Origin of the sequence: Pedobacter sp. JY14-1 (assembly GCF_029269825.1) — a bacterium.
In the GTDB taxonomy this organism is placed as follows: Bacteria; Bacteroidota; Bacteroidia; order Sphingobacteriales; family Sphingobacteriaceae; genus Pedobacter.
The window spans coordinates 675,271-693,767 of sequence record NZ_JARJHU010000008.1 but is presented as its reverse complement, the minus strand read 5'-3'; the positions used below and the strand labels follow the sequence as shown (position 1 = coordinate 693,767).

Below are 18,497 nucleotides of genomic sequence, written 5' to 3'. Positions count from 1 at the left end.
GGATTAATTGTAGCTTAGTCTTTAAGCCAAATTTAAACCCCAGTATGCAATTGGAAACACAGAACAACAGTATTTTCAAGGTTATCGGTGCGTCTTCTCTCGGCACCCTGATCGAATGGTATGATTTTTATATTTTCGGTAGCCTGGCTACCATTATCGGAGCCCAGCTCTTTCCTGCAGATGCGGGCGCTTCCGCACTGATCAATACCCTGGCTATTTTCGCGGCGGGGTTTATCGTAAGGCCATTCGGGGCATTGGTCTTTGGCCGTCTGGGCGACCTGATCGGACGCAAGTATACTTTTCTGCTTACGCTGGTGCTGATGGGTGGTTCTACCTTTCTGATCGGCCTGATCCCTTCTTACAGCAAGATCGGCTATGCGGCACCTGTCCTGGTACTGCTGCTGAGACTGGTCCAGGGCCTCGCGCTGGGTGGCGAGTATGGCGGTGCGGCAACTTACGTGGCCGAGCATGCGCCTGCGGGAAAGCGGGGCTTCTTTACCAGCTGGATACAAACTACGGCGACAGGCGGGCTCTTCCTGTCGCTGGGCGTGATCGTTGTGACCAAGAATATGCTTGGAGCAACTGTTTTTGCAGATTGGGGCTGGCGTGTGCCTTTCCTGCTGTCTATTCTGCTGGTCGGCGTGTCCATTTATATCCGGATGAAGATGCATGAGTCACCGCTGTTCTCAAAACTGAAGACGGAAGGCAAGGTTTCCAAAAACCCGCTGAAGGAGAGCTTTAGTCACAAGGAAAACTTTAAAATGGTTTTGCTGGCCCTTTTCGGGGCAACGATGGGCCAGGGGGTGATCTGGTATACAGGCCAGTTTTATGCGCAATCCTTTCTGGAGAATACCTGTAAGCTTGATTTTAATGACTCGAGATACATTCTGCTCTGGGGGATCGCCTTTGCAACGCCCTTTTTTGTGGTCTTTGGTTCCTGGAGCGACAGAGTTGGACGTAAATGGATCATGCTGACAGGAATGCTGCTGGGGATCTTGTTTTACCGGCCAGTCTACCAGGTTTTTTTGACGGATACTGATGTGAGCCATGTACAGCCTGAGGCGATATTCAGCAGCACGGACATTGCTCCGGTGATCACACCTGTCGGTGAGCGTGGGGACAGCCTCATCACGACCCAGACCCGGATCGTGCTTAAGGATGGCACGGCTTATACCCGGGCAGCGCAACTGACCCGCTTCGCAGATCCTTCGAAAGCTCCTTTGCAGGGCGAGACCTTGTATAAGGATAAACAACTCCCCGCCCCCGTGTTCTGGAAGTTTGTAGGGCTGATCTTCTTCCAGATCCTGCTCGTTACCATGGTTTACGGACCGATTGCAGCCTTTCTGGTAGAGCTGTTTCCTACCAAGATCAGGTATACCTCGATGTCCCTTCCGTACCATGTCGGCAATGGGGTTTTCGGTGGCCTGGTGCCTTTTATCGCTACCCTGATTGCCAGTTTTAAGGGCGCTACGCCTTTGTCGGGGTTATGGTATCCGATTGGTATTGCGACACTGAGCTTTGTCGTTGGCGCGGTCTACCTGTCGAACAGGCAGCCGGAACATCATGAACCAGAACATTGATTTTAATGATTATAAAGAAATTATGAACAGATTAAAAAGAATGCTCGGGCTACTATGGATGATACTTGGCCCGGCCGCAGTTGTTTTCCTGTTTATGCAGGCCAGGGAAAAGACCGGCCTGGCGGCAGAAGGGGTGGCACGCACCAATACAGCACTGCAATGGGGCATTATCCTGTTTATCTTTATCCCCATAGGCATCGGTTTGGTGATTTTTGGCTACTATGCGCTGAAAGGTGAGTACGACGTCAGTGAGCCCGGACTTAACGAAGAGAAGATCGCCGAATAAGTTACAGCACCCGGAGGAGTAGCCCCTTCAGGTATTCTCCCTCGGGAAAAGAAACCCGTACCGGATGGTCTTCAGGCTGGCAGAACTGTCGCAGCACCTGTACTTCACGACCGGCGTCGAGCGCGGCCCAGGCAATGATCTCCTTAAAGGTCTCCAGACTTACTGCTCCGGAACAGGAATAGGTCGCCAGCAGTCCGCCGGGTTTCAGCAACAGCATTCCCAGGCGGTTCAGGTCTTTATAGGCCCTTGCGGCCCTGTCCAGTGCAGAACGGGAAGGCGCGTATTTGGGGGGGTCAAGCACGATGACATCGAACAGTTCCCCCTCATCCCGGAAAGCCCGCAGTTGTTTGTTGACGTCTGACTGTATGCTCCGCTGCCGGGATAACTCAAAGCCATTCAGCAAGAGGTTGTGCTGCAGGGTCTCTACTGCCAGCGCTGAACTGTCGACACTGGTGACATGGGCCGCACCCTGTTTCAGGCTGTTCAGCGTAAAGCCGCCACTGTAGCAGAAACAGTCCAGTACATTTTTGCCTTTCGTATAAGCAGCCAGGAGACTGCGGTTGTCACGCTGGTCGCAGTAGAAGCCGGATTTCTGGCCCTCTGCAATGTTGATGTGGTACCTGATGCCGTTTTCCCTTACTTCGATAAATTCCGGTGGGTTGTCGCCCCAGATCAGTCCCTGCCCGGTCTCCAGTCCCTCGTGTTGTTGTGCGCCCGCATCACTCTTGTCAAAGATACCTTTCGGGGAAAGCAGTTCACGGAGTATCGGGACGATATCTCCGAGCGCGTTCTTAATGCCTGCGCTTAGCACCTGCACCGAAAGGAACTGATCATACTTGTCTACGATCAGTCCCGGCAGAAAATCGGCTTCGCTGAATACCAGCCTGCAGGTGTTGGTATTCGCGTCCAGCAAGTGTGCACGTGCGGCGACTGCCTGTCCCAGCTTTTTCGCATACCATTCCCGGTCAATGATCCTGTTTTCATCCCACTCGATCAGGCGCAGGGCTACCCTGCTCCGGTCATTGAAATAAGCATAGGCCAGGAATTCCTGTGATGCCGCGCGTACAGCTACTACCTCGCCGTTGGCAGGCTTCCCTTTGATCCTTTCAATAGCCCCGGAGAATATCCAGGGGTGGCGCAGCAATGCCGCCTTTTCCTTGCCCTTTTTGAGAATGATGTCGGTCATGGCTGCAAATTACGGCAAAAAAATGTGTAGTTTAGGCGACGGACTGCGGAAAGCGGTGCGCCATCAGTATGGAAGAGATCAACTGGAACGATTTTGAAAAGGTAGAACTGCGGGCAGGGACCATTCTTGAAGTTTTTGATTTTCCGGAGGCCCGTAAGCCGGCCTATAAGATTAGGGCAGATTTCGGCGAACTCGGCATCAAGGTAAGCAGTGCGCAGATCACCAGACATTATACCAAGGAGGAGCTGGTCGGCCGGCAGATCGTCGGAGTCGTCAACTTTTCTAAAAAACAGATCGGCAAATTCATGTCCGAGTTTCTCGTAACAGGTTTTGCAGATGAAAACGGCGATATTGTGCTGACCAGCCTGGCAGGTACTGTTCCGGACGGCAGCAAAATGATGTGATTTTAAACCAATGGCTTATTATAATTTTTCAGAAGAGAAGAACCAGGAGGAAGAAGATATGCACTTCATGGGCCTTGCACTACAAGAAGCCCAAAAGGCATATGACCTGGAGGAAATCCCCATCGGTGCGGTTGTGGTCTGCAAAGGGAGGGTTGTTGGGAGGGGGCATAACCTGACCGAACAGCTCAATGACGTAACAGCTCATGCTGAGATGCAGGCCCTTACCGCCGCGGCCCAGACCCTGGGCGGTAAATACCTCCGTGACTGTACCCTGTATGTGACGGTAGAACCATGTGTAATGTGTGCGGGTGCCAGCTACTGGACGCAGGTCAGCCGCGTTGTATACGGTGCGCCGGAGCCCAAACGAGGTTTTACGACAAAGGGCGGCCAGCTGCTGCATCCGAAGACCGAATTAAAAAGTGGCGTGATGGCCGGAGCCTGCGGTGCCCTCATGACCCGTTTTTTCCTGGACAAGAGGAAGTAAGCCTGAACAGTCCTGTGTCAAACTTGACAAACTGTTGAACAAAACTTAACGGTGCACTGTTATATTTGCTCAGCTTAGTACTAAATTTTACTAAGTTTGTCGAGTAAGTACTTTTTATATAAATCTTAAATCCTAACAATATGGCTTTTGAATTACCTGCGTTACCATACGCAACAGATGCATTAGAACCGCATATCGATAAGCAGACTATGGAAATTCACCATGGTAAGCACCACCAGGCTTATGTGACCAACCTGAACAAGGCGCTGGAAGGTAAACCCGAGGCTAACCAGAGCATCGAGGAGATCATCAAAAACATCTCGAAATTCCCTGCTGCAGTTAGAAACAATGGCGGCGGCCACTATAACCACTCCCTATTCTGGGAAGTGATCGGCCCAAACAAAGGTGGTGAACCTAAAGGTGAACTGCTGGAGGCCATCAATGCGGCTTTCGGTTCATTTGCTGACTTCAAGACGAAGTTCGCTGAGGCGGGTGCTACCCGTTTCGGATCAGGCTGGGCATGGCTGAGCGTTGGTGCAGACAAAAAACTGGTCGTTTCTTCTACTCCGAACCAGGACAATCCTTTAATGGACATCGCCGAAGTGAAAGGCACTCCGATCCTGGGTATGGATGTATGGGAGCACGCTTACTACCTGAAATACCAGAACAGACGCCCGGATTACATCTCTGCTTTCTGGAATGTAGTGAACTGGGACGCAGTAGCGGAACGTTTCAAAAAAGCATAATTCTCTGAGGCTGGCGGCTTGCAGGTCGCTGAAATATGAAGCGGGATAGTCCTTAAGGCTATCCCGCTTTCTTTTAAATATCTGAATACCCGACCGGATAAAGGAACCGCGTGTCGTTCCTGGAAACATTACCCTGATATTCAGGCTTAGCGGAAAGTTGCTTCCAGTAAGCATCGTTGCTGAAAGCCTTCCAGTGCTCATCTCTGTCGGCCCGGTTTTCAAAAGTCGTCAGGTACATCAGGTTAGGCATCCTGCTGCCTGAAACTACCTCTCCGTAAAAAACCGCATTGAAGTTAAGTCTCCGGAAAAGACCGACCTCATCACCTTTGTTAAACATTTCTACCTTGTTCCAATAGAGTTTTTCTGTAGGGCCTTCATAACTGCGTAACTCATAGATCCGGTCCTTTTTAGGGCCGCTCAGTTTCGGCAGACTGAAATGAGGGTTCCCGGCAAAGGCATTCAGCAGGATACTTTCTATGCGTTCAAAGGGTGGCTTTGCGATCGTGGCATTCAGATACAGGCTGCCATCCTGCTGGTAACGGCTGTCTTTATCGAGCCTTTGATCCAGTTTACTGAATTGCTCGTAACTGCTGAAGGGGATAAATACATAGATCAGCAGTTCGGTTGTTCCGGCGGCCGGAACGGGCTTAAATACGCCTATTTTTTCGATACCAGCACGGTGCAGGGCTGGCAGATAGGCTTTTTCCAGGAACGCTTCAACAGTCTTTTCCTGGTCTGTGTCTTTCAGGTGATACACCTTGATCTGATAAAAATCCCTTTTGGGTGTTTTGCCTGTTGCTGTCTGGCCATTCAGCAGGGCGGATAAAATAACAATGATGAGTGTTGTTCTGAACATAATGATGCGGTTTTACATTTGTGTAGTCCAAGTTATCGTTTTCTGTGCATTTTCCATTGTGTTCCCTACATTTACTTTGCCGGCAAAATAAAGCAAAGGTCTTGTTAAGCTGGAGTATAAGCCGATCGCAAAATTATTTATTTAAAAATGACCAGATACCTGTTAGGCATTGATATTGGTACGGGGAGTACAAAAGCCGTGGCGCTGGGTACGGATGATAAGCCCCTTGCTGTTTTCCAGGAACATTATAAGACCTGTAGCCCCTTGCCAGGATATAGCGAACAGGACCCGGATGAGATTTTGCGGGCATTTTGCTCCTGCATCCGGAAGGCCATGGCGCATTTTGAAGGCGCTCCCTTCTGCATCGGTCTAAGCAGCGCAATGCACAGCCTCCTGGCTGTGGATGCAAATGGACTTCCCCTATGCCCTGCAATGACCTGGGCAGATACCCGCGCCGCGGAAATAGCCCGGACTTTGCTGGAAAGCGGGATGGGAAAGTCTCTGTACCATGCAACAGGTACCCCGATACATGCCATGTCACCGCTGTGTAAGTTGATGTGGCTGCACCGCCATGCCACCGGGCTTTTTAATGATGCCAGCAAGTTTATCTCTGTAAAGGAATACGTCTGGTACAAGCTCTTCGGAGAATACCGGGTCGATTATTCCATTGCTTCAAGCACAGGTCTTTTTAACATTCATGACCTGCGCTGGGATACCGGCGCCCTGGAGATGGCCAAGTTAAGTGAAGACCGGCTAAGCATTCCGGTAGACACCGGTTACCTGAAGCGCGGGCGGCTATTGCTCCCGGAACTTTCATCACTACCTTTAGACGTCCCTTTTGTAATCGGTGCCAGTGACGGATGTACGGCTAATCTGGGCAGCCAGGTCATGCAGCCGGGAACAGCGGCCATTACGATTGGTACCAGCGGGGCGGTACGGGCCACCTCGCCAAGACCTCTGGCCACTGAAGCAATGACTTTCTGCTATTTGCTCGATGCACGGACATACGTTTGCGGTGGTCCGGTCAATAACGGCGGTATTGCGGTCCAGTGGTTGCTGAGAAATGTTTTTGGAAAGACCGGACTTACTGCCACGGACTACAAATGGTTGTTTAACCTGGCTGAAGCGATACCTCCGGGAAGCGATGGCCTTATTTTTTTGCCTTACCTTAACGGCGAGCGAGCTCCGCTCTGGAATGCAGAGGCTACAGGGGCATTCATTGGACTGAAACAGCGGCATACACAGGGCCATCTGGCCAGGGCTGTGCTGGAAGGCATCTGTTATGCATTGCGGGATGTGCTGCTCAGCCTGGAGGCAGAAGCCGGGTACTTTCACCACATCCACGTCAGTGGGGGCTTTGTCCATTCTCTGCTGTGGCTGCAACTGCTGGCCGATATTACAGGTAAAGAACTGGTGCTTTTCAACACGGAAGATGCTTCTGCCATCGGCGCGGCTTATATTGCATTGAAGGCTTTGGGATATAGCAGCGATTATCCTCAGCCTGCAATTATGGGAAACAGGATCGTACCCGATAAGGACAGGCATGCGGCTTACCGTACCTGCTTTTCTGGTTACAGGCGTCTGTCGGAATCGCAACGGTACTAACCAAGCTTTGACCCAACCCTGTGTTCGATAGATATCCGACCTACGTTTTTCCGGTAAAAATTGGATTCAACAGGGTGGACTATGGAGAAGTAAGAACGGCGGTAAAATTACGTTCTTAGTTGGGTAAGGCAGAAGATATTTTGTAGGTTTATGGAAATCAAACAAAAAGCACAAATGAAGACGTTAAAGCAAACGATGCTGCTGGTCCTGATCGGACTGCTCGGCATATCCCTGAATGCCTGTAAGACGAAAAAGAAAGTCGTATGGCCAGACCCTCCTGCCAAGCAGGCCAAGCCGGCACCTGTAGAAGAGAAACCTGCACCGGAGCCTGAACCTGAAAAGCCTGCACCCGCACCTGCACCCGAAAAACCGAACTACGACTTCAGGAATGTACAGTTTGAATTTAATTCCGATGTGTTGAAAACGGCGTCTTTCGCGGTGTTGGACCAGGTGGCAAGAGAGATGAAAAAAGATCCTGATGTAAAATTCCTGATCAAGGGACATTCATCCGTAGAAGGTTCAGCATCGCACAACCAATCGCTTTCACTTGACCGGGCCAATTCGGTGCGGACTTACCTGATCAACGCTGGTGTCAGCGGAGCCGACCTGGAGGTAAAAGGTTACGGTGCCACGCAACCTGTAGCTTCCAACAGTACGGAGGCTGGCCGTGCACTAAACCGGAGAGTAGAGTTTGAACGCCTGAAATAGCGCGGACAATTCATAACGATAAAGAAAAAAGATGTGGCAGGTTAAATTCCTACCACATCTTTTTTCTTTTTCTGCTTCATGTGTTTGGGAATGACTTCCAGTATCTCTTCCCTGAGGGCGTTGAGCATGCGTATTTTGATGAAGTTCTTGTGGGTGACGAGGCTGATCTCCCTGACCGGCTCAGGTGACCTGAAGTAACGTACTTTGCTGAGCTGCTTCTGGCTGAGTTCTTCAAGTGCGAGTTCGGGAAGCAGGGTAGCGCCATTGTTCATGTCTACCATACGGATAAGGGTCTCGACGCTGCCGGTATTATAGGTAAGTCCCTGAAGCCGGTTTTGCTTGGTGCTGCGGCAAATGTTGAGCACCTGGCTGCGCATGCAGTGTCCTTCATTGAGCAGCCAGATGTTTTCTTCTTCCAGGTCTTCCGCATCTATGGACTTTTTCTTGTAGAGTTTGCTGTTCTTGCTGATGTAGGTAACGAAATCCTCGTAATAGAGAGGACTTTCGTCAATGACCGGGTCGGCCAGAGGTGTAGCCAGTATCCCGCAGTCAAGCACGCCGGTCTTGAGGTGGTGAATGATATCTTCAGTTGTGTATTCCCAGATCAGGAGATTGAGGCCAGGATATTTCTCCATCATTGAGGCAATGACCCGGGGCAGCAGATACGGGGCTACCGTAGGAATGATACCGACACGCAGTTCACCGGTGATCTCCTGTTGCTGACTGGCAATGATCTCTCTGATCTTATTGCTCTCCTGGAGAACCAGGCGCGCTTGCTGAATGATCTGCGCACCAATCTCTGTAGGTACTATGGGTTGCCTGCTCCGGTCGAATATCCGGACGTTGAGGAGTTCTTCAAGCTTTTGTACCTGCATACTGAGGGTAGGTTGCGTAACGAAGCATTTTTCGGCTGCACCCACAAAGCTGCGGTAGGTGTCAACTGCAACGATATATTCTAGCTGTACAAGGGTCATATAATCAAAACTGATGTTGTTTTACAAATATATCAGTTTTGATTATATGAATGTGAAAAGTCTTACAGAGATGAAAGACCTAAGTATGCTTTTCCAAAAAGTCGTCGTAAGCAAGTTTCAGGCCTTCTCGGAGTTCTGTTTTATAGCTCCAGCCGAAACTGCGAAGCTTGGAAACGTCCATAAGCTTGCGTGGAGTGCCGTCAGGTTTGCTGGTATCGAAAGTAAGGCCGCCTTCAAAGCCGACAACATCCTTAATCAGCAGGGCAAGGTCTTTAATGGTAAGGTCCTTACCTGTCCCGATGTTGACGAGACCGGGCTCATTGTAATTTTGCATCAGGTAATAACAGGCATCTGCCAGATCATCGGCAAAAAGGAACTCACGCATGGGTGTTCCTGAACCCCAGACGACTACTTCTTCCGCACCGTTTACCTTTGCTTCATGGAATTTGCGGATCAGGGCAGGAAGGACATGGGAATTCTGAGGATGATAGTTATCGTTATAGCCATAAAGGTTAGTCGGCATGACGGAAATGAAATTGCAGCCGTACTGGTCGCGGTAGGCGTCGGCCATTTTTATGCCGGCAATTTTGGCGATCGCATAGGGCTCGTTGGTCTCTTCCAGCGTGCCTGTCAGCAGGTAGTCTTCCTTCAGCGGCTGAGGAGCTAGTTTTGGATAGATGCAACTGGAGCCAAGGAACATCAGTTTTTTAACGCCGTTAAGGTAACTGTGGTGGATCACATTGTTCTGAATGCAAAGGTTTTCATACAGGAAGTCGGCACGGTAGGTATTGTTGGCAACAATGCCACCTACTTTGGCAGCGGCAAGAAATACGTAGTCAGGTTTTTCCGTTGCGAAAAATGTGGCTACCTGCTGCTGATCGCGCAGGTCCAGCTCGGAAGAATTGCGGGTAAGGATATTGGTATAACCTTCACCTGCAAGTTTTCTGTAAATGGCCGAGCCCACCATTCCGCGATGTCCGGCAACGTAGATTTTTGCGTTCTTTTCCAATTGTCTGTCGATATGATCCATACAAAAATACAAAATCCCTTTTGTTATTCAGTATATGGCCATTCGGCTCATGTTGACCTCTCCATGCTCTGATCTTACAGCCGTCTTCGACAGCGTAAACATTATCCGAGGTTTTGTATAAATTTGTCGCTTAAACCAAATTGCAGTGGGCAAAGACAAATTAAGAAAGTTTGCTGAGGTGGATACGTTTGCAAATGTGTACCAGCTGGAAGCAGGGAAACCGCTGAAAGGAAGCTGGGCAAAGTTACATTTTAAGAACAGCAACCCGGTAGTGCTGGAGCTGGCCTGCGGAAAAGGCGAGTATTCTGTGGGCCTCGCCAGGATGTTCCCGAAAAAGAACTTCATCGGGGTTGATCTGAAGGGTAACCGGATCTGGAGAGGTGCCAGGACGGGTATCGATGAGGGTATCCCTAACCTGGCTTTCCTGAGGATACAGATTGAAGATATTGGCGATTATTTTGGTCCCGGAGAGGTGGATGAGATCTGGATCACCTTCCCTGACCCGCAGCCCCAGGACAGCAGGGAAAAGAAGAGGCTGACCTATCCGGCATTTCTGGAAAAGTATAAGGCTTTTCTGAAGCCTGGAGGCAAGGTTAACCTGAAGACAGACAATGACGGCTTGTACCTGTACACGCTGGAGACCGTGAAGTCGCTGGGACTCCCGGTTCATAAGCAGACCGATAAGCTATATGCTTCCGAACATGCAGATGAAGTGTTATCCATTAAGACACATTACGAACGGATTTATCTGAAGCATGATAAGAATATTAACTATATTCAGTTTTCTTTTGACTGACCGTACAGAAAAGAATTCGGCATGGAACAATCTTTTTATGACCAGGTGTTTGAATTGGTAAGACTGGTGCCGAAAGGCCGGGTGACTTCTTACGGAGCAGTAGCAAAGGCGCTCGGTGCGGGCGGATCGGCCAGAATGGTGGGGTATGCGATGGCGAATGCGGGTATGACCAGTCCTGCGGTTCCTGCGCACCGGGTGGTGAACAGCAGCGGGCTGTTGACCGGGCGGTTTCATTTTTCTCCGCCGGAGCGGATGCAGGAGTTGCTGGAAAAGGAAGGGATCGTGGTAAAGGACAATAAAATAAAGGATTTTAAGCAGTTGTTCTGGGATCCTTTAAAAGAGTTATAGGTTTTATAAAATAAATCAGATACATGTCAGCAGAAATCAGATGTGACTGGTGCGGATCAGACCCGCTCTACAGGAAATACCATGATGAAGAATGGGGTAAACCCGTATATGACGATAAGGTCTTATTTGAGTTCCTGATCCTGGAAGGCGCACAGGCCGGCCTGAGCTGGATCACGATCCTGAGGAGACGCGAGAATTACCGCAGGGCCTTTGCAGATTTTCAGGTAGAAAAAGTGGCGGCCTTTGATGAAAGGGACGTAGAGCGGCTGATGAATGATGAGGGGATCATCCGGAACCGGCTTAAGGTGCTGGGTGCAATCAGGAACGCGCAACTGTTCATCGGGCTGCAAAAGGAGTTCGGCTCTTTTTCCAATTATATCTGGGGTTTTATGCCGGACGGTAAGCCCTTGCTCAACCCGGTTAAGTCTATGGCAGATGTCCCGGCAAGAACGGAGATTTCCGATGCCATCAGCAAGGACATGAAGAAGCGGGGCTTTAAATTTTTCGGTACAACGATCTGTTATGCGCATATGCAGGCAACTGGAATGGTCAATGACCACCGGTTAGATTGTATTGCCCGATAATGGGTTCTGGGGTGCCGGGCAGTAAAAGCTAAGGTTTTGCGTTGTTCTTATTGTAATCGATCACAATTTGCCGCAGCAGCGCCGGGCTGAACAAATCTGCAGCATTGATGCGGGTGCTGATGTCGCTGTCATTGTTCATCTTCTGCAGGAGCACATTTTTGATATGCTGGGTTTTGCCGGGGGCGTTGGCGCCTTCTGCAGGAACTTCCACGAGCGGACCGGTGCCGGGTTTTTCAATAAAATAGGTTGTGGGCATAACCCGCTTTGGCTGTTCTGCCGGACTGTTCCTGCCCCCACCTATTGAGATGCCACCCCCAATCCCCCCGCCAAGACCACCGGTGCCACCCCCTACCGAAAATGATGGCCTGACTTTAGAAGAACGTTTGGGCCGGGGTTCTTCGGCCATGGTATTTCCGCCGATAGCATAAAGATTCACGGTACCTTGTTCCAGCAGACGAAAGAAACGGAATTCCAGGTTCTTGCCGATGAGGATGGGCTTGGCCACGTAGGTTTCGCCGTTCCAGATAAACTCCTTTATTTTTTTGGCCTCGTACTGGACAATGCTTTCATCTTCATTTTTGAGGACGACCGTAGAGAAGTTGGTGGCTTTAATGGTGCCGCGGACGAAATCGCCATCTTTGATCACCACGATATCCTGTGCAGAAATGGAATGTGCAATGAGGCAGCAAAGGCCAAATATAAGGAGGTGAAGAATCTTCATGCCCCAAATAACGGAAATATTTACAGAATGTTACTTGATGCTGGTTTTTAAGGTGCCTGTTTTTGCTTCTGGATGGGCAACCAGGTATTCTTCAAAATTTGCCTTCATCTTGCTGTAGGCATACTGTTTGGCCTCGGGCAGGTTTTTGGCGTAGGCGTAGAATTTATTGAGCACATAAGCTTCAAGGAGCAGATCTTTAAGCTCCTTTTCAGCTTCTTTGTCGGAAAGGACAGCCTGGAGGGCATCGCCGTCTACAAGACCTTTGAGGCCGATGTTCTGATTCAGGTAACCGAAAACCTGTCTGGAACTTGCTTTTAGCTGGCTGGCATCGCTTGAGGCCTCTATCGCCTCAATCTCTTTTACATACGGGGCGATCTCTTTTTCGAGTACGGGTAGTGTAACGGCTGCGAGGCCTTTGGGTACGTAATACGCGGAGGCCTGGTGGTAGGGGTCTACGTACAGGCGAATGGTGTCGGTACTCCCGGGTTTGACCAGGCTGTAGCAATCCAGAATGCCGTCGCCGGATTTGGCCTTGGTACTGAAGCGCTTCGAAAAGTCGATGGGTTGTCCGTCGGGCCAGCGCCAGCTGTTGCGCAGTTTGAGCATCCGGCTACGGAGGTTGGCCATATCGGACGGGTTCATGAAGGCACCTGATGGTATTGGGTCGTCTATGGAGCCATAGCCGGATTTGGTTTTGTTTTCAAGGCCGGAGAAGGAAATGAAATTGAGCAGTTCAGGAGATGCAGACTGGGATTTTACGCCCAGGGTACAAAGCAACAGGAAAAAGATCGCAGGTAGTTTCATAGCGTTAAAGGGTTTAATATTTGGTCTGATCAAGATAATGCTTTCTCCGGCAATCCGCAAGTTTTTGGTGCTCAATCGTCTATACCTTTTCCGGCAAGGATGTCCGGCAGATACTTTTCAATCCTTGATTCCCGGGTACGTGGTTGCTTTGCCTGCGAGAAGTAGAAAAGGTATGCGCGCTGACGCCCTGGAGTCAGACTGTAAAAGGCCTTTTCCAGGTCTGGGTCCATGTCGAGGCGCCGCCGGAATTCCTGTCGCACGGCATAATCTGAGGTTTCCTTCAGGGAAACTTTCAGGCCGGACCTTTCGATGGCGACTGCCTCCCTGAGATAAGCGATGATGATAGGTTTTTGTGCGTTGATCTGACTGGTTCCGGTAAATCGGAGCTGCCTTGCAGACTGGACGTTCTCTGTCTGCCGGATCAACAGGCCTTCGGGGTCTTTCAGCAGGACTCCCTTATGGAAAAGTAGCGCGCAGTATTCCTTGAATTCGTGGATAAGGACAACGTTTTTCCCGTTTAACGTATAGCAGGGATGCATCCATTTGTAGTCTTCGGTCAACGCCGCCGTTTCGAGGACAATTTCCCGGAGCAGGGTCATTTCGGCCCTCCATTTGGTTGTTCTTTCCAGAAAGCGGTCTACGATTGGGTTATGCCTGTTCATTGTTTCTGATTTGGATTGCAGTTTCCTGTAAGCGGTTGTGCGCCATATTGAGCCCTTGTGCAAATGGCATCTGCAGCAACTGATCACGGAAGGCTACGGATTTGAAAATGATGTGCATGGTCAGTTTGCTGGTGTCGGCTGACGTACTTTCAAACTCGAGAAATTCCAGTTGTACCGGAAATGGACTGTTTTCCATCTCAAAGGTCCGGGTGATCTTTCGATTGGGTATAAACTCTAGGTATACACCGGTGGCACTGAATACGACCTGGTTATTGTAAGAGGTTTCGAAGCGCCAGCTTCCATGTTTTCTGTTTTCCAGTTCCAGTACTTTGGTACTCATCCATTGTGCAATAAGTTCGGGATCCTCATATGCTTTGAAGAGCAGTTCGAGGGGCAGATCAAATTCACGGGTGATGACCAGTTCTTGTTTTCCTGCTTCGGCGTGTATTTTTGTTTTCTGTTCCATTTTAGCTCGTTTTATAGTTTTTCATCAGGGTTTCCAGTTTGTTGAAGCGTTCGTCCCACATCCTGCGGAAGGGTTCGATAAAGTCGGCGATCTCTTTCATTTTTGAGGCATTAATGTGGTAGTGAATTTCCCTTCCGTTTTGCTGAGGTTCCAGCAGTTCGCACTCGGTCAGGATCTGCAGGTGTTTGGAAACAGTCGGCCTTGCAGTGTCAAAATTTGCAGCAATGGTACCCGCTGTCATGGACTGCGTGGCGACCAGCATTAAGATTGCCCGGCGTGTGGGATCGGCAATGGCCTGGAATACATCTCTTCGTAAATTCATTGCGTAGTTATTTGACTACAAATATATGTGTAGTTATTTGACTACGGAAATTTTTCAAGGATTTTTTTTGTTACTTTGTTAGCTATGAAAAAACTCTTTCTACTTGATGGTATGGCGCTCATTTACCGGGCACATTTTGCGATGAGCAAAGCACCAAGGTTTACTTCTACCGGCATTAATACTTCTGCAGTTATGGGCTTTGCCAATACGCTGCTGGAGGTGCTGAAAAAGGAGCAGCCGAGCCATATCGCGGTGGTATTCGATACAGATGCACCCACAGAACGGCATACGGAATTTGTGGGTTATAAAGCCCACAGGGAAGCTATGCCTGAAGATCTGGCGACTGCCTTGCCTTATGTCTGCCGGATGATCGAAGGGTTCAATATCCCGGTCATCACCAAAGACGGTTATGAGGCGGATGACATCATCGGGACGCTGGCCAAGGAGGGAGAGCGCAGAGGCTTTCAGGTGTATTGTATGACGCCGGACAAGGATTTTGCGCAGCTGGTATCAGAAAATATCTTTATTTATAAGCCGGCCAGGATGGGCAACGACATGGAGGTGCTGGGTGTAAAGGAAGTGCTGGCCAAGTGGGAGATCGAAAGGGTAGAGCAGGTCATCGACATCCTGGGGCTCTGGGGCGACGCGGTAGACAACATTCCCGGCATTCCCGGTATCGGGGAGAAGACGGCAAAGGCGCTCATTAAGCAATATGGCTCTATGGAGGAGATCATTGCGAACGCGCACCAGCTGAAGGGTAAACAAAGAGAGAACGTGGAGATGTATGCACAGCAAGGCCTGATCTCTAAGAAGCTGGCCACGATCCTGCTGGACGTGCCTGTGGAGTTTGATGAAAAAGGGCTGGAACTGGAGGAACCCAGCAGGGAACTATTGGAGCCCCTGTTCGCAGAGCTGGAATTCAGAACGATCGGCAAGCGGGTATTTGGGGAGAGCTTCAATGTCAACGATGCCAAGGCAGGCATCGGTATGCAGACCGATCTGTTCGGACAGCCGGTGGAGGTCCCGAAGACGTCAAAGGTTTTTGTGACTACACCAGAGATGTTCGAGCCCTCGGAGGCCAGAACGATTGAGAATACGGAGCATTTGTACAGACTGGTGGATACGCCTGAACAGCGTGCGGAACTGATTGCGATGCTGCTCAGAGAACCGAGTATTTCCTTTGATACGGAAACGACGGGAACGGATGCCAACCAGGCAGACCTGGTGGGGCTTTCGTTCAGTGTGAAGCCCGGAGAGGGCTATTATATACCCGTCCCTGCTGATCCGGAAAAAGCCCGGGCGATCGTAGACGAGTTTAAGCCGGTATATGAGTCGGAGGGTATCGAGAAAATCGGGCAGAACATTAAATATGATATGCTGGTGCTGAGCTGGTACGGCATAGCGGTGAAGGGCAGGTTGTTTGATACGATGCTGGCGCATTACCTCATCGATCCGGATACCCGGCACAATATGGATGTGTTGTCTGAAAATTACCTGAACTATTCGCCGATCTCGATCACGAAACTGATCGGACCGAAGGGCAAGGCGCAGGTTACCATGCGGGACGTTCCGGTAGAGGAGGTGGTCGATTATGCCGCAGAAGATGCGGATGTGACCTTGCAGCTGGCAAATGTTTTCAGACCGGTACTGAAGGAGCTGAATGCAGAGAGGCTGGCCATGGAAGTGGAGAACCCACTGATCTATGTGCTGTCGGATATGGAACGGGAAGGGGTGAGACTGGATATAGATACACTGGTGAATTATTCGCGTGAGCTGGAACAGGACATCCGCAAATTTGAACAAAGTGTTTATGATAAATGCGGGGTGAAGTTCAATATAGCCTCTCCAAAGCAACTGGGGGAGGTGCTGTTTGAAAAGCTTTGCCTCGACCCTAAGGCTAAAAAGACCAAAACAGGGCAGTACCAGACCGGCGAGGATGTGCTGCTTGCTTTGGCATCCAAGAGTGATATTGTGAAAGATATTTTGGATTTCCGTCAGTTGCAGAAGCTGAAATCTACCTATGTGGATGCTTTGCCGCTTATGGTGAACCCCAGGACCGGCCGGGTACATACGAGCTATAACCAGGCAGTAGCGGCTACGGGACGTCTGAGTTCCAATAACCCGAACCTGCAGAACATACCGATCAAGACAGACCGAGGGCGTGAAGTGCGTAAAGCTTTTATTGCCCGGGATGAGGACCATATCCTGCTGTCTGCGGATTATTCGCAGATCGAACTGCGGATCATTGCGGACATCAGCAAGGAAGAAAATATGCTGGATGCCTTTGCCAGGGGGATCGATATCCATACGGCGACGGCGGCACGGGTGTATGGTGTGGCGATTGACCAGGTGGATGCGACCCAGCGCCGAAATGCCAAGGCGGTCAACTTTGGGATCATTTACGGGCAGTCAGCTTTCGGATTGGCACAGAACCTGGGTATTCCTAGAAAGGAAGCGGCGGAGATCATTGAGCAGTACTTTTCACAGTATCCGGGGATTAAGAAATATATGTCGGATACCATGAACTTTGCCCGGGAGAACGGTTTTGTAGAGACCATTCTGGGCAGAAGGCGATACCTGCGCGATATCAACTCGGCTAATCAGACGGTAAGAGGCTATGCCGAACGAAATGCGATCAATGCACCGATACAGGGTTCCGCAGCGGATATGATCAAGGTAGCAATGATCAATATCCATAAGGACATGAAGACAAGGGAGTTGAAATCGAAAATGACCATGCAGGTACATGACGAATTAGTATTCGATGTACTGAAGACCGAGGCAGAGGAAATGAAGTCGATCATCTCGGAGCGGATGAAATCGGCGATCGCCACGGCTGTGCCGATCGTCGTCGAGATCGGACAGGGCACAAACTGGCTGGAGGCGCATTGATGTGCCTCCAGCTCAGCTTACAATTCTATAGTTTCACCGATATCAGGGAGTAATAATGTTTTGTTTTCACGCTGAAATTTCTTGACCGCTTCTGTGGTGTCAATGCTGATCGGTGGAAAGGCATTGTAATGCACTCCGATCACCTTGTCGCATTCCAGGTATTTGGTGGCGATCAGTGCATCATCGGCATCCATGGTATAGTGTCCGCCAATGGGTAAAATAGCAAAATCAAGCTTGTAGAGATCGGCCAGGAGTTTCATTTCCAGGGTCAGTGCCGTGTCGCCGGCATAATAAATGCTTTTACCTTCCAGTTGCAAAACGAAGCCTGCCGGGTTGCCGCCGTAACTTTCATCAGGATTGCTGCTGCTGTGTACGGCCCATACTGTACGCAGGGTACCGAAATCGAACGTAGATTTTCCGAAATTGATGTCAGTTACCTTTTCAATGCCCTGTTTTTTTATCCAGATGGCGGTCTCTACCATGGCGATAACTTGTGCTCCTGTGCGTTTGGCAATACTGGACAGATCGGCTACGTGGTCGCTGTGGCCATGGCTGACGAGGATATAGTCAGCTTCGATTCGGTCGATATCTATGTGTTTCGCCAGGGGGTTGTGGGAAATGAAAGGATCAAAAAGAAACTTTTTGCCATCTGCCTCGATCTGGAAACAGGAATGGCCGTAGTAAGTGAATTTCATAGCTGGGTTCTTTAACAAAAGGCTTGCTTTATTGTCCGAACAGGTTGCCGAGGCTGCCCAGGCCGCCAAGCATGTCTTTGGTCATGTTCTGCATTTCTGCCGCACTGACTTGTTCCGCCTGGGTGAGGGCCTTATTGACTGCGGTGAGCAACAATTCTTCCAGTTCTTCACGTTCTGCCGACTGGTGGAAGCTGTCCTCGATATCGATTGAAGTGATGGTTTTATTGGCGGTGGCCGTGACACGGATCTTGCCGCCTTCCACTTCGCCGTAAACGGAAATGGTGTCGAGCCTTTTTTTAATTTCATCAGCCTTTTGCTGGGCTGCCATGAGTTTATCGAACATAGTAA

At 50.0% G+C, this 18,497-nt stretch carries 22 protein-coding genes; 11 read left to right on the top strand and 11 right to left on the bottom strand.

The annotated features are described in order from the left end of the window. Positions 1 to 44: 44 nt before the first annotated feature. Together P2W84_RS16650 and P2W84_RS16645 are read left to right on the top strand one after the other, a co-directional pair. Positions 45 to 1,580: an MFS transporter gene (locus tag P2W84_RS16650; protein ID WP_276091288.1), complete on the top strand. Its 1,536-nt coding sequence runs from the start codon at positions 45 to 47 to the stop codon at positions 1,578 to 1,580. Between the two features lie 22 nt (positions 1,581 to 1,602). Further along, positions 1,603 to 1,866 carry a DUF6814 family protein gene (locus P2W84_RS16645; protein ID WP_276091287.1) on the top strand — a complete coding sequence of 88 codons (264 nt, stop codon included), beginning with the start codon at positions 1,603 to 1,605 and terminating at the stop codon, positions 1,864 to 1,866. A 1-nt stretch (position 1,867) separates the two neighbouring features. Here P2W84_RS16645 and P2W84_RS16640 read toward each other — a convergent pair whose 3' ends face one another. Then, positions 1,868 to 3,052 (bottom strand): class I SAM-dependent rRNA methyltransferase, encoded by a 1,185-nt coding sequence (locus tag P2W84_RS16640; RefSeq protein ID WP_276091286.1) that lies wholly within the window; start codon positions 3,050 to 3,052, stop codon positions 1,868 to 1,870. Between the two features lie 68 nt (positions 3,053 to 3,120). Between P2W84_RS16640 and P2W84_RS16635 the strand changes: the two genes are divergently transcribed. The 3 genes from P2W84_RS16635 to P2W84_RS16625 all read left to right on the top strand — a co-directional run bounded on the left by P2W84_RS16635 (position 3,121) and on the right by P2W84_RS16625 (position 4,686). Continuing rightward, positions 3,121 to 3,456 (top strand): tRNA-binding protein, encoded by a 336-nt coding sequence (locus tag P2W84_RS16635; protein WP_276091285.1) that lies wholly within the window; start codon positions 3,121 to 3,123, stop codon positions 3,454 to 3,456. Between the two features lie 10 nt (positions 3,457 to 3,466). Further along, positions 3,467 to 3,940 (top strand): nucleoside deaminase, encoded by a 474-nt coding sequence (locus tag P2W84_RS16630; protein WP_276091284.1) that lies wholly within the window; start codon positions 3,467 to 3,469, stop codon positions 3,938 to 3,940. A 140-nt stretch (positions 3,941 to 4,080) separates the two neighbouring features. Continuing rightward, the gene (locus tag P2W84_RS16625; RefSeq protein WP_276091283.1) at positions 4,081 to 4,686 is read left to right on the top strand and encodes a superoxide dismutase; all 606 of its coding nucleotides are present in this window, start codon (positions 4,081 to 4,083) and stop codon (positions 4,684 to 4,686) included. A 73-nt stretch (positions 4,687 to 4,759) separates the two neighbouring features. Here P2W84_RS16625 and P2W84_RS16620 read toward each other — a convergent pair whose 3' ends face one another. After that, the gene (locus tag P2W84_RS16620; RefSeq protein WP_276091282.1) at positions 4,760 to 5,542 is read right to left on the bottom strand and encodes an NIPSNAP family protein; all 783 of its coding nucleotides are present in this window, start codon (positions 5,540 to 5,542) and stop codon (positions 4,760 to 4,762) included. 147 nt (positions 5,543 to 5,689) lie between these two features. Between P2W84_RS16620 and P2W84_RS16615 the strand changes: the two genes are divergently transcribed. Further along, the gene (locus P2W84_RS16615) at positions 5,690 to 7,147 is read left to right on the top strand and encodes a gluconokinase (protein ID WP_276091281.1); all 1,458 of its coding nucleotides are present in this window, start codon (positions 5,690 to 5,692) and stop codon (positions 7,145 to 7,147) included. 174 nt (positions 7,148 to 7,321) lie between these two features. Continuing rightward, positions 7,322 to 7,855, top strand: coding sequence for an OmpA family protein (locus P2W84_RS16610; protein WP_276091280.1), 534 nt, complete (start codon positions 7,322 to 7,324; stop codon positions 7,853 to 7,855). A 41-nt stretch (positions 7,856 to 7,896) separates the two neighbouring features. Here the strand turns inward: P2W84_RS16610 and P2W84_RS16605 are convergent, their stop codons facing one another. Together P2W84_RS16605 and P2W84_RS16600 are read right to left on the bottom strand one after the other, a co-directional pair. Then, on the bottom strand, positions 7,897 to 8,829 hold the full coding sequence (locus tag P2W84_RS16605; protein ID WP_276091279.1) for a hydrogen peroxide-inducible genes activator: 933 nt from the start codon (positions 8,827 to 8,829) through the stop codon (positions 7,897 to 7,899). Between the two features lie 79 nt (positions 8,830 to 8,908). After that, a complete protein-coding gene (locus tag P2W84_RS16600; RefSeq protein ID WP_276091380.1) occupies positions 8,909 to 9,838 on the bottom strand; it encodes a GDP-L-fucose synthase in 930 nt (309 codons plus the stop codon). A 166-nt stretch (positions 9,839 to 10,004) separates the two neighbouring features. On the opposite strand from P2W84_RS16600, the gene trmB reads away from it, so the two are divergent. From trmB to P2W84_RS16585, 3 genes are read left to right on the top strand one after another with little or no spacing between them, the layout of a single operon-like run. After that, positions 10,005 to 10,655 (top strand): tRNA (guanosine(46)-N7)-methyltransferase TrmB, encoded by a 651-nt coding sequence (gene trmB / locus P2W84_RS16595; protein WP_276091278.1) that lies wholly within the window; start codon positions 10,005 to 10,007, stop codon positions 10,653 to 10,655. A gap of 21 nt (positions 10,656 to 10,676) precedes the next feature. Further along, positions 10,677 to 11,003 carry an MGMT family protein gene (locus P2W84_RS16590; RefSeq protein ID WP_276091277.1) on the top strand — a complete coding sequence of 109 codons (327 nt, stop codon included), beginning with the start codon at positions 10,677 to 10,679 and terminating at the stop codon, positions 11,001 to 11,003. A 23-nt stretch (positions 11,004 to 11,026) separates the two neighbouring features. Next, positions 11,027 to 11,587, top strand: coding sequence for a DNA-3-methyladenine glycosylase I (locus P2W84_RS16585; protein ID WP_276091276.1), 561 nt, complete (start codon positions 11,027 to 11,029; stop codon positions 11,585 to 11,587). Between the two features lie 28 nt (positions 11,588 to 11,615). Here P2W84_RS16585 and P2W84_RS16580 read toward each other — a convergent pair whose 3' ends face one another. From P2W84_RS16580 to P2W84_RS16560, 5 genes are all read right to left on the bottom strand, one after another. Continuing rightward, complete coding sequence (locus tag P2W84_RS16580) at positions 11,616 to 12,308, bottom strand: hypothetical protein (RefSeq protein ID WP_276091275.1); 693 nt, start codon at positions 12,306 to 12,308, stop codon at positions 11,616 to 11,618. A 30-nt stretch (positions 12,309 to 12,338) separates the two neighbouring features. Beyond that, positions 12,339 to 13,112 (bottom strand): hypothetical protein, encoded by a 774-nt coding sequence (locus P2W84_RS16575; protein WP_276091274.1) that lies wholly within the window; start codon positions 13,110 to 13,112, stop codon positions 12,339 to 12,341. Between the two features lie 71 nt (positions 13,113 to 13,183). After that, positions 13,184 to 13,774, bottom strand: coding sequence for a DUF1801 domain-containing protein (locus P2W84_RS16570; RefSeq protein WP_276091273.1), 591 nt, complete (start codon positions 13,772 to 13,774; stop codon positions 13,184 to 13,186). Further along, entirely contained in the window at positions 13,761 to 14,240 is a 480-nt protein-coding gene (locus P2W84_RS16565; RefSeq protein ID WP_276091272.1) for an SRPBCC domain-containing protein, read from the bottom strand. The genes P2W84_RS16570 and P2W84_RS16565 overlap by 14 nt, the downstream gene beginning before the upstream one ends. A 1-nt stretch (position 14,241) precedes the next feature. Then, a complete protein-coding gene (locus P2W84_RS16560) occupies positions 14,242 to 14,562 on the bottom strand; it encodes a metalloregulator ArsR/SmtB family transcription factor (protein WP_276091271.1) in 321 nt (106 codons plus the stop codon). Positions 14,563 to 14,646: 84 nt separating this feature from the next. On the opposite strand from P2W84_RS16560, the gene polA reads away from it, so the two are divergent. Beyond that, on the top strand, positions 14,647 to 17,454 hold the full coding sequence (gene polA / locus P2W84_RS16555; RefSeq protein WP_276091270.1) for a DNA polymerase I: 2,808 nt from the start codon (positions 14,647 to 14,649) through the stop codon (positions 17,452 to 17,454). Positions 17,455 to 17,471: 17 nt separating this feature from the next. Here polA and P2W84_RS16550 read toward each other — a convergent pair whose 3' ends face one another. Then, positions 17,472 to 18,149, bottom strand: a complete 678-nt coding sequence (locus tag P2W84_RS16550) for a metal-dependent hydrolase (RefSeq protein ID WP_276091269.1) — start codon at positions 18,147 to 18,149, stop codon at positions 17,472 to 17,474. Between the two features lie 28 nt (positions 18,150 to 18,177). Further along, positions 18,178 to 18,492, bottom strand: coding sequence for a YbaB/EbfC family nucleoid-associated protein (locus tag P2W84_RS16545; RefSeq protein WP_276091268.1), 315 nt, complete (start codon positions 18,490 to 18,492; stop codon positions 18,178 to 18,180). Positions 18,493 to 18,497 lie beyond the last annotated feature (5 nt).